This is a genomic window from Flectobacillus longus, from assembly GCF_030056705.1.
GTDB classification, from domain to species: Bacteria; Bacteroidota; Bacteroidia; order Cytophagales; family Spirosomataceae; genus Flectobacillus; species Flectobacillus longus.
Window position 1 is genome coordinate 65,794 of sequence record NZ_JASHIC010000020.1, and the last position, 11,963, is coordinate 77,756.

Below are 11,963 nucleotides of genomic sequence, written 5' to 3' on the forward strand. Positions count from 1 at the left end.
AAATAAAATATTTTTAGGCATTAAATAGAAAGTAGAATGCCTAGGAAAAAGTAATAATATATTTGGGCAAAGTTATTATTGGTAAAATAAAATTTGTCCAAAAGGAGAATTGATTAATTTCTTGAAGGTAAAGGTATAAAATTACCCCGACAGAAATTAAAAAGCAGTACTGCCCCTCAAAAATGATTCTAAATAAAATACAATTATATTTGTTTATGCAAAAAACTTGGAATACCTTTGTGCCTGTTATACAAAAACATCCGCACGTCTCTGTGTTCGCTTCTTGGCATGAAGCAATTTCCAATCTCGAACTGTTATCAGTTTAAATCGGTTTCTCCAGAGCTTTAACGGATGTTTCGGGCATCATTAAAGCAAATTTTAACAATCACAATTTTGTCGTTTTTGACCAAGCCATAGATAGGGATTCTTACCATTCTGTTCGGGACGAATGAATGGATGACATCTCTGATGCCTTGTAACTAAGGTTACGTCAATTACCGACATTTCGAAAAACAATGAGTCAATTATTAAGATTCGACGAACTTTCATTATCACAAGAAGTTCAACAAGCGGTAGCAGATATGGGTTTTGAGACAGCGTCTCCAATTCAATCTGAGGCAATTCCATTTATTCTTGAAGGTCGCGATGTAATCGGGCAGGCACAAACAGGTACAGGTAAAACAGCTGCTTTTGGTATTCCAATTGTAGAAAAAGTGGTTCCTTTCGAAAAAGTAGTTCAAGGTTTGGTTCTTTGTCCTACTCGTGAGTTGGCGGTTCAAGTAACAGAAGAATTAAAGAAACTTGCAAAGCATAAAAAAGGTGTTTGGGTAACTACTGTTTATGGTGGTGACTCTATCGAACGCCAAATCAAATCTTTGAAGGCTGGTGCAAACATTGTTGTTGGTACTCCTGGTCGTGTAATTGACTTGATTGAGCGTCGTGCCTTAAAACTAGAAAATGTAAGTAAAGTAGTTCTTGACGAAGCTGATGAAATGTTAGACATGGGCTTTAGAGAGGACATTGAAAGCATTTTACAAGAAACTCCAGAAGAACGTCAAACTATTTTCTTCTCAGCAACTATGTCGAAGCCTATTATGGCCTTGACTTCTCGTTATCAAAACGATCCTAAATTGGTGAAAGTTGTGAAGAACGAAATTACTAACGCCAATATCGAACAACTTTACTATGATGTAAAAGGGAAAGCGAAAATGGAAGTTATGACTCGTTTGATGGATTTCTATTCAGTAAAATTAGCATTGGTATTCTGTAATCAGAAGAAAAGAGTTGACGAAGTAGTAGAAGAGTTGCAATTGCGTGGTTACGCTGCTGAAGGTCTTCATGGTGACTTGCGTCAAGCTCAACGTACTAATGTAATGTCTAAATTCCGTTCGGGTGTTGTAAACGTATTGGTTGCAACAGACGTAGCGGCTCGTGGTTTGGACGTAGATGACGTAGATGCAGTATTTAACTATGATGTACCTTTAGACGAAGAGTATTATGTACACCGTATTGGTCGTACAGGTCGTGCTGGTAAATCTGGTAAGGCATTTACAATGATTGTTGGTGCTGAGCGTAACCGTCTTCGTGAAATCATGAATTACACTAAAGTGAAAATTGACAAAGGTGTAATTCCTTCATTCTCGGATGTAGTAGGAGTGAAAAAAGGAATGTTTATCGATCGTGTACGTGGCGCTATTGCTGATGGTGATTTAGAATTATTCGAAGATGTATTACAGGCATTGCACCATGCAGGTTATTCTACTGAACAAGTAGTTTCTGCTTTGGTAAAAATGAATATGGGTGTCTCGAAAAATGAATTTGCTGACGAAAATCTAAGCGGTGAATTTGATCGTCGTGATCGTTTTAACAATAAAGATAGAGACAATAGTGGTCGTCGTGGTGAAGGACGTTTTGAAAGAGGTGGTCGTGATGATCGCCGTGGCGGACGTCCAGAGCGTGGTGACAGCAGAGATAGAGGTAGTCGTTCTGAAGACAGAGGGCCGCGTTCAGACAAACAAGGTCGTCCTTACCGTCGCGATGCAAACATGGTAAGAATGTTTGTTAATATTGGTTTTAACGAGAAAATCTCTCCAGCGAATATCGTAGGTGCATTTGCAGGTGAATCTGGAATTCCAGGTAACGTATTGGGTCAAATTGACATCTTTGACAAATACTCTTTTGTTGACGTTCCGAAAGAATTTGCAAACACTGTATTGAACCGTATGGAAGGAGCTTCTATCAAAGGTAAAAAAGTGAATGTAGAGATTGCGAAGCCTAATAACTAAGCATTCAATTCATATCAATTAAAGGCCGCTGTGTAAACAGCGGCCTTTTTTATTTTCTATACTTTTAGCTATACTTCTTAAAGAAAAAAAATGAAGTAAAATATGGTTATTTTGTTTAAAATTATGATTATTTTTATTGAAATATTCGCCTATTGCCTTTTTTGAACTATTGTAGGCTCAATAAAATAAAGTTTTATTTTAGCTAAATATGACTCTGTTTTTTATTTGGTAAAAATAGATACTTGTAAAATATACCATTGATTTTATTGAACTGAGTAGAATTATATTTTGAATTAAGTATAAATGCTTATGCTTGGAGAATTGTTCTTGAGTACACCAAATGTCGACAAAGAAGTGATAATTATCGATTTGTTTCAGCTAATTATATATCTGACTACTAAAAATAGAGTCAAAAATATAATAAAAGTTATTTTTCATTGCATTTTTAGAACAATTTTAAATAAGTGGCATATAAATAATTGTTAAACTAATTGTTAATGTATAATTTCACCTCAGTTTAGAAAATCAAACACATACAGAATCAAACTAAAGTCAGTTTCAATCATCAACAAATTATATTCCGTTTACTGCATGAAAGAGAGAATTCTATAACATGCTCCTACAAATCTTTGAGCATGTTAAAAATGCTTCAAAGTAGGCTTAATGTATCACCTTAACTGTTACAAAAGCTTCTCAATTGTTTTGATACTATATTCCAGATAAGTTCGGTCTTTGTTGACACAATCAAAGATACCTTAACCTGTACTTATTATTCCTTAGTATCAATTCCCCAAGTCATAAAAACTGGCAAAGCTATTTCATTCACCATTTGATGTAGCATTGATTACTCGTTGGTGTCAACGTAGTGTTTTTTGCCTCTCTTTACATTTTGGATTTAGTTTTAATAAATATAAATCAACAATTGTCAGGTAAAAACGTCAACAAGTAAAACCCTTTTATTGCATGAAAAAGAGACTTCTACTTACCATGCTGTTAGTGTTTTCTGCGAGCATAATCTTTGCTCAAAGCAAAATAACAGGTAAAGTCACAATGGCCGAAAATGGCTCAGATCTTCCAGGAGTTAGTGTATCTGTGAAAGGTACAACTCGTGGTACAACCTCAGCTGGAAATGGTAATTATACCATCAATGCTTCTCCAAACGAGACCTTGGTATTTACTTTTGTAGGTTTCAAGCCACTCTCAATCAAAGTTGGTAACCGTTCTGTCATCGATGTTCAGTTAGAATCAGATGTTTCTGAGTTGAGCGAAGTAGTAGTAATGGGTTACGGTTCACAAAGTAAAAAAGTGATTACTGGTGCTGTAACATCCGTTTCTGGTAAAGAAATTGCTACTCAACCAGTTCAATCATTTGACCAAGGTTTACAAGGTCGTGTTTCTGGTGTGAATATCACAACACCAAACGGTGTATTAAATAACGCTCCAGTTATTCGTGTACGCGGTACATCTTCAATCAACCAAAGCTCGTCGCCTTTGATTGTAATTGATGGTATGCCAATCAACTCTGGTGATGTTTCGGCAGGTGGTTATACTGTGAACAACCCTCTAGGTGATATTAACCCATCTGATATTGAATCAGTTGAAATTTTGAAAGATGCTTCAGCTACTGCTATCTACGGTTCAAGAGCTGCTGCAGGTGTAATGTTGATTACTACGAAAAAAGGTAAAGAAGGTAAAGCTAAATTGACTTACGATGCTTGGGTTGGTGCTACAGAAACATTCAGAAGATTCAAAATGTTAGATGCTCAACAATTTATGGATATCAAGAATGAAGCCTCTAGAAATGCTGGCTTGGCTGATCAATTCTTCCCTTCTTACAATGCAGATGGTAGCTTGGTAAATACAAACTGGTACGACTATATCTATCAAACTGGTTATTCGCAAAGCCACAACTTGAGCTTGAATGGTGGTAACAAAGATACGAAATACTCGTTCTCAGTAGGTTACACAGATCAAAACGGTATGTTGAAGAAAAACACATTTAGCCGTATGACTGGTCGTATGAATATTTCTCACCGTTTGACAGACTTTATCACAATTGGTTCGAATATTACTTATGCTAATTCATTCAACCAAGCACCTAACACTGGTACTACTGGGGCATTCTCAACAGGTGGTTTAGGTCGTTTGCCATTGGTATTGGCGCCAAACGTAGCACCATACAATGCTGATGGTTCATATAACATCAACAGATCAGCTAACAATTTAGGACTTGGAGCAAACAAAGTTGGTCCTGGTGGTTATTATAACCCGCTTCCAGATTTGGATTTGAGTAAATTTACTTCGGAAAATGCTCACTTGATTGCTAACATTTTTGCTGATTTCAAATTGTACAAAGGTTTGGTATTCAGAACGTCTTACGGTATGGATAACACTCAAATTGAAGATATTCAATTCTCAAACCCAATCCATGGTGAGGCAGGTACTACAAACGGTTCTGCTTATAACACATACACTAATATCAAGCAGTGGAACTGGCAAAACTATTTGACGTATGATTTCAACGTTGATAAAAACAACTTTACTGTTGTAGTTGGTACTGAAGCACAAAAATTCACTATCAACCGTTGGGGTGCTGGTCGTACAGGAGTATCTGATCCATTCTTTACTTCATTCCAAGGTAGCTTTGTAAACAACGTAGTAGGTAGCAACTACCAATCACAAAACGGTCTGTTGTCTTACTTCGGTCGTTTGAACTATGACTTCGACAAGAAATACTTAGCTTCGTTTACATTACGTAGTGATGGTTACTCTGCTTATGCAGTAGGTAACAAATGGGGTAGTTTCCCTGGAGCATCATTAGGATGGCGTTTATCAGAAGAAGCTTTCTGGAAAGGTTCTTCAATCAGCAATACAATCAATGAATTGAAATTGCGTGGTAGCTGGGGTCGTGTAGGTAATACAGGTGTAAGTGATTTCGCTTCTTTGAGTTTATTTGGTTCTGGTTTATATGGTTCTACTCCAACATGGGCATTTGCACAAGCAGGTAACCCTAACTTGAGATGGGAACAAAGTACTAAAGTTGACGTAGGTATTAGCTATGGTTTGTTTAAAGATCGTATCACTGGTGAATTGAACTACTACCAAAACAATATCACAGACCTAGTATTGGCTGAGCCACAAGCTCCTTCACGTGGTGTACCAAACAACTCAATTAACACAAACGTTGGTTCGATGGTGAATAAAGGTTTCGAATTTACGATGAACGCTTTAGTGTTAGAGAAGAAAGACTTTACTTGGAATGCTAACTTCAATATCTCAACAAACTCAAACGAAGTATCAGCCTTAGCAAACAACAATGCAGATATTATTGCATCAACTGGTGGTTTGGAAAGTTCTAACATCGTTCGTGTAGGTTATCCTGTTGGTAGTATTTTCGTAATCGAAACAAGAGGAGTTAACCCTGCAAACGGTCAACGTATTTTTGTAAATGCTAAAGGTGAGGAAGTACAATATAACCATGCTGCAAACAGTAGTAATAGATGGACTTATGTAAAAGACGGTTCTGTAGCACCAGCAATTACTGGTTCTGACAGAGTAGTTTGGGGTACTGGTATGCCTACTTTCTTCGGTGGTTTGGATAATACATTTAAGTATAAGCAATTTGATTTGGGCATTTTCATGCAATTCTCAGGTGGTAATTATATCTATAATGGTACTAAAGCTGGTTTGCGTGATCAACGTGCATGGAACAACCACGCAGAAATCTTGAATCGTTGGCAAAAAGCTGGAGATGTTACTAACATCCCACGTTTAGTATTTGGTGATAACATTTCTAACGGTTCTGCAAACCCTATTTCTGAGAACGTAGAAAAAGGAGACTTCCTTCGTATGCGTAACATCTCTTTGGGTTATACTTTCAAGAAAGGTTTGTTAGAAAAAGCAAAAATTTCAAGTGCTAGATTGTATGCTCAAGTACAAAATGCTTTCTTGATTACTGGCTACACTGGTGCTGACCCTGAAATTTCAACTAACCGTGGTTCTAATATTGCTCCAGGTGTTGACCGTAACTCTACGCCTCAAGCGCGTACTTACACAGTAGGTCTTTCGGTTAATTTCTAATTTTAAATTGATTATACGATGAAAAAATATATAAACGTAGCTTTTAAAAATGCAGGGAAGACACTCAAAGTATCGGTGGCTGCTCTCATGATGTTGACGGTAACGGTCTCTTGTACTGAAAAAGAATTGCTAGAACCAACTCCAATTACATCTCTTTCTGATTTACAGGCATTTTCTACTCCAGACCGTATTGTAGCTCAAGTATATGGCTTATATGCAAGTGCAAAATCTGGTCAGTTGTATGGTGGTCGTTATTTAATATATAACGAAATCCGTGGCGAAAACTGGTTGAACGTTACATCAAATGGTGTAACAGGTTTACAAACTTGGAACCACACCAACAACTCGTCTTCGAATGAACCAACTAACATGTGGAATACTGCCTATCTAGCCATAAACCGTGCTAATTTGTTTATGGAAGGGTTGGACAAAAATCCAAATGTTGTTGATGCAACTACTGCATCTCAATACAAAGCTGAAGCTCGTTTTGTAAGAGCATTGACTTACTTTGCTTTAGTAAATACGTATGCACAGCCTTTCAACAAAGACGCAGGTGCTAGCCTTGGTGTGCCATTGCGTTTGAAGGGGGAAGTAGGTAGTGGTAACAACAACTTGAAAAGAAGTACGGTAGCTGAAGTATATGCTCAAATCTTAGATGATTTGAATTTTGCAGAACAAAATTTGCCAGCTTCGTATTCATCACCATTGTTGAATACAACCCGTGCTCATAAAAACGCAGCTATTGCTCTAAAAACTCGTATTTACTTACAAATGAGCAGATGGAGTGATGTAGTAACAGAAGCAAACAAAATTGTTTCGACAACTGCCCCTTTCAAAGCTTCGACTGGTGTAGCAAATGCGCTTCAAGCAAATATCGCTTCGGTTTTTGCAGCTCCTTATACAACAACTGAGTCTATATTCTCATTCCCAATGGGTGATAATGACCTTCCAGGTACTCAAAATGGTTTGCATAGTTACTATGTTCCTGTAACTGGTATTGGTGACTATTCATTGAATCCAGCTGGTGTTGTAGGAAACCCTGCATTTACAGCAACTGATGCTCGTAGAACTAATTTTATCAAAAATGATATTGCTGGTGATGGTGGCCGTATCCGTTTGCTTAAATTTCCTACTGGTCCTGTTCACAAAGATTTTGTTCCAGTGATTCGTTACTCAGAGGTATTGTTGAACTTGGCTGAAGCAAAAGCTCGTTTGGCTGGTTCTGCTGTTGATGCTTCTGCGTTAGCATTGTTAAATGCAGTACGTAGCCGTTCTACTACAGCTTATGCTGCAGTAGATATTGCAACAGGTACAGCTTTAGTAAATGCAATCTTGACAGAAAGAAACATCGAGTTTTTGGGTGAAGGATTCCGTTCAATAGATTTGCAACGTAATTTGTTAGCTCTTCCTGCCAAGCCGACTGTTGTTGCGATTCCAACAACTTCGCCAGCGTATATTTGGCCAATTCCTCAGACGGAGATTAACGTTAACAAAGACTGCGTACCTAACCCATAATTAGTACCACAATTGACTCAGAAGAGGTTATTCGAAAGGATAACCTCTTTTGTTTTATAGCCTGAAAAGGTGATTTTGAATGAATCTTAGAGCCAATCGTCATAAATTCTTTTTTTCCTACTAATATTTGCGTAAAATTCGCCCTTTAAAAATAAAATCAACTTTTATGCAACAACTTCATCGATTATTGAGTGCTCTTGCGCTCCTATGTTTATTTTTTCCTGCTACAGCTCAACAGGGTATCAATTGGAATAAAGGTGGAAGTGATTATACTACCTTAGAAGCGAATCAGATTGTTCGTGTGAATCCAATTACTGGTCAAAAAGATGTAGTAATTGCCAAAAATTTACTCACCCCAAAAGGCGCTAATGACGAACTACAAGTGCGTAGCTACAGCTTTTCGGAGGACAACCAAAAAGTACTCATTTACACCAATACCAAAAGAGTATGGCGTTTGGATACCAAAGGAGACTACTGGATTTTAGACCTCAAAACCAACCAACTTTCACAACTAGGAAAAGGATTTGATGCCTCTTCTTTGATGTTTGCCAAAATTTCTCCAGATAGTAAATCAGTCGCATTTGTTTACAAAAACAATATTTATGTTGAGAATATTGCCACTCATAAAATCTCAGCATTGACCAAAGATGGTACAAAAAAACTTATCAATGGGACATTTGATTGGGCTTATGAAGAAGAGTTTTCATGTAGAGATGGTTTCCGTTGGAGTCCTGATAGTAAGTCTATTGCTTACTGGCAAATAGATGCAAATACCATCAGAGATTTTTATATGATTAATAATACGGATTCTGTTTATTCAAAAATTGTTCCAGTCGAATATCCAAAGGCTGGTCAAACACCTTCTTCATGTCGTATAGGCGTAGTGTTATTGGCAACAGCCCAAACAAAATGGATGAAACTTCCAGGAGCTACCAACAACAATTATATTCCTAAAATGGAGTGGGTACCTAATACTAATAAGCTGATTATTCAACAATTGAATCGTAAACAAAATGTATCTACTTTGTTTATTGCTGAAACACAAACTGCTGTTACTAAAGCTATCTATAAAGAAACTGATGAAGCTTGGGTTGAGTTTAACAATCGTTCAGGTGAAAGTGTAGGTTGGGATTGGCTTGAGAATGGTAAGTCATTTTTGTGGATTTCAGAAAAAGATGGTTGGAATCATGCTTACAAAATTACTTTGGATGGAAATGAACAATTATTGACTCCTGGAGACTTTGATGTGATTGACATCTTAAGTTATAGTGAACAGAACAACAAAGTGTATTACACGGCATCTCCTGATAATCCTCGTCAACGTTATCTATATAGTACAACTTTGGATGGACAAGGTAAAAGTGTACGTGTTACACCTCAAACACAAAATGGTACGCACTCATACGAAATCTCACCTGACCAAAAAATGGCTTTTCACTCCTTTAATTCAAGCCAAATTAGCCGTATGAGCGAAGTAGTAAATCTACCTGATCATAGTGTAGCAGGCGGAAAAGAAGGTATCGAAGCTAAACTATCAAAGGTACGTTTGGCTCAACGTCCTATCGAATTTTTTGATATTCCTATAGAAGGTGGCGTAAAATTGAGTGCTTGGATGGTAAAGCCTGCCAACTTTGATTCTACTAAAAAATATCCAGTTGTTTTTTATGTATATACCGAACCAGCGGGTGCTACTACCAAAGATGAATATTATACAGGTCGCAACAATTTGTATCAAGGTGATATGGGTAAAGATGGTTATATCTATGTGTCTATCGACGGACGTGGAACGCCACTTCCTAAAGGACGTGCATGGCGTAAAGGTATTTATCGTAAGATTGGTCAAATCAATATTGCTGACCAAGCAGCAGGGGCAAGTTATTTGTTGAAAAGACCTTATATGGATAGCTCACGTGTAGCCGTATGGGGATGGAGTGGTGGAGGGTCTACCACGCTAAACTTATTGTTTCAATACCCACAAATATACAAAACGGGTATTGCCGTAGCCGCTGTAGGAAACCAGTTGACTTATGACAATATTTATCAAGAAAGATACATGGGTTTACCACAAGAAAATAAAGAAGATTTTGTGAATGGTTCGCCTATTACTCATGCCAAAAATTTGCAAGGACACTTATTGTACATTCACGGAACCGGCGACGATAATGTACATTATCAAAATGCAGAAATGCTATTGAATGAATTGATTAAGTACAATAAACAATTCGAGTTTATGGCTTATCCAAACCGTTCACATGGTATTAGTGAAGGCGAAGGAACGAGCAAACACCTTTCAACACTTTACACTAATTATCTGAGAAAATATTGTCCTCCGGGCGGAAAATAAGGGCTAAGTGCATGAATATGTTAACAATAAATACGTTCTACACCTATGTAAAGTTAGTTTTTTACCAAAAAAAGCTCAAAAACTACAGTTTATCGAAATTATTGGTTGAATCCACTTAGATTAAGTAAGTTTGTTCAATTAAGGTAAAACCATTATTCTACATGGTTTCTTCATGATAAGTAAATGGGATTATCTATTTAATATTATTTAGAGATAATGGAGGTATTTAGTTTATGAATGACTTCCTAATAGGAAAGATATTATTAACCTACTGAGTTTAGATTACAATAGATATAGATAAGCAACCTAACCACTTTATAAAAAATATTGGTATTGCCAGCACTACCTAACCACTCTTAAAGTACAAGTAATAAAACAAAACCACAAAAACTTTTACCTACCAACGAAAATTGGCATTTAAGTTGTGGTATTTTAAGAAATCACAATAGTATGTATAGAATTAATTGTACAAATTTGTGAAGTGTAGCTTATTTTGATATGACCATTATTGTACCAATACTAATACAAGTAGTAACAGCAAAGTGTAGTAATGCTCCTCGCCAATTCATTAAACTGCATTATCTAATCTCTCTAATACAATGAAAATTTGTCAAAGTACCTATCGCTCAGACGCTTGGGAGAGTATAAGAATCGATGAAGGATTTTCTTCAGAAAAAGCACAATTAGTCATCGTATTTGGAGAACGTAAGTTATTCGAAAAAATGCAAGTTTATTCGAAAATGCGTGAGGATTTTCCACATGCTGAAATAGTAATAAACTCAACTGCAGGAGAAATTTTTAATACAGGAGTAGAAACACAAACAATTGTAGTTACTGCCTTGCAATTTGAGGATACTCAAATCAAAACAACACAAATAGATATTAGCGATACAAGTGAAAGTTATCAAGCCGCTTGTCAGTTAGTAGAGGCGTTACAGGCTGATGATTTGGTACATATCATCGTTATATCTGATGGTAGCGTAGTAAATGGTAGTGCGTTAGTACGTGCACTCAACGAACATACATCTCCACACGTTACTGTTACAGGTGGATTGGCTGGTGATGATGATAGATTTGAGAAAACCTTAGTAGGCCTCAATGCCGAACCTTCCGAAGGAAAAATTATTGGCATTGGTTTTTATGGTAATCATTTGCGTATAGGACACGGAACTATGGGTGGTTGGGATGTTTTTGGGCCTGAACGTGAAATTACTCAATCTCAATATAATGTCTTGTATTCTATTGGAGGAAAACCCGCTTTGGAGCTTTACAAAGAATATTTAGGTAAATATGCAAAAGATCTTCCTGGAGCAGCTTTGTTATTCCCATTATCTATGCGAGTAGACGCAGACTCTGCACCAGTAGTTCGAACAATTCTTTCGATTGACGAAAAACAACAAAGCATGACTTTTGCTGGAGAAATACCTAAGGGCGCTTTGATTCGTTTTATGAAAGCAAATTTTGATAACCTACTCGATGCCTCTTCAGAAGCTGCCGAAAATGCACTTCAATCGCTTTCATTTAAGCCCGAATTAGCGATACTAATTAGTTGTGTCGGGCGTAGGCTAGTATTAGGATATAGAACTGAAGAGGAGCTAGAAGCTGCTCGTGAAGTGTTTGGACCTGATACTTGTATTACTGGATTTTATTCGTATGGAGAAATTTCTCCGTTGATGGCCGAAGCCAAATGCGACCTTCACAACCAAACCATGACTATTACGACATTTACAGAGATTTGA

Annotated in this window: 5 protein-coding genes; all 5 read left to right on the forward strand. The window is 37.0% G+C overall.

Translation table 11 applies throughout. The features are described 5' to 3' along the window. Positions 1-515 precede the first annotated feature (515 nt). Positions 516-2,285, forward strand: coding sequence for a DEAD/DEAH box helicase (locus QM491_RS15430; protein ID WP_283328391.1), 1,770 nt, complete (start codon positions 516-518; stop codon positions 2,283-2,285). Positions 2,286-3,248: 963 nt separating this feature from the next. Next, positions 3,249-6,365 (forward strand): SusC/RagA family TonB-linked outer membrane protein, encoded by a 3,117-nt coding sequence (locus QM491_RS15435; protein ID WP_283328392.1) that lies wholly within the window; start codon positions 3,249-3,251, stop codon positions 6,363-6,365. Positions 6,366-6,383: 18 nt separating this feature from the next. Continuing rightward, positions 6,384-7,880, forward strand: a complete 1,497-nt coding sequence (locus QM491_RS15440; RefSeq protein WP_283328393.1) for a RagB/SusD family nutrient uptake outer membrane protein — start codon at positions 6,384-6,386, stop codon at positions 7,878-7,880. Positions 7,881-8,046: 166 nt separating this feature from the next. Continuing rightward, entirely contained in the window at positions 8,047-10,224 is a 2,178-nt protein-coding gene (locus tag QM491_RS15445; protein ID WP_283328394.1) for a S9 family peptidase, read from the forward strand. Positions 10,225-10,823: 599 nt separating this feature from the next. Then, positions 10,824-11,963 carry an FIST signal transduction protein gene (locus QM491_RS15450; RefSeq protein WP_283328395.1) on the forward strand — a complete coding sequence of 380 codons (1,140 nt, stop codon included), beginning with the start codon at positions 10,824-10,826 and terminating at the stop codon, positions 11,961-11,963.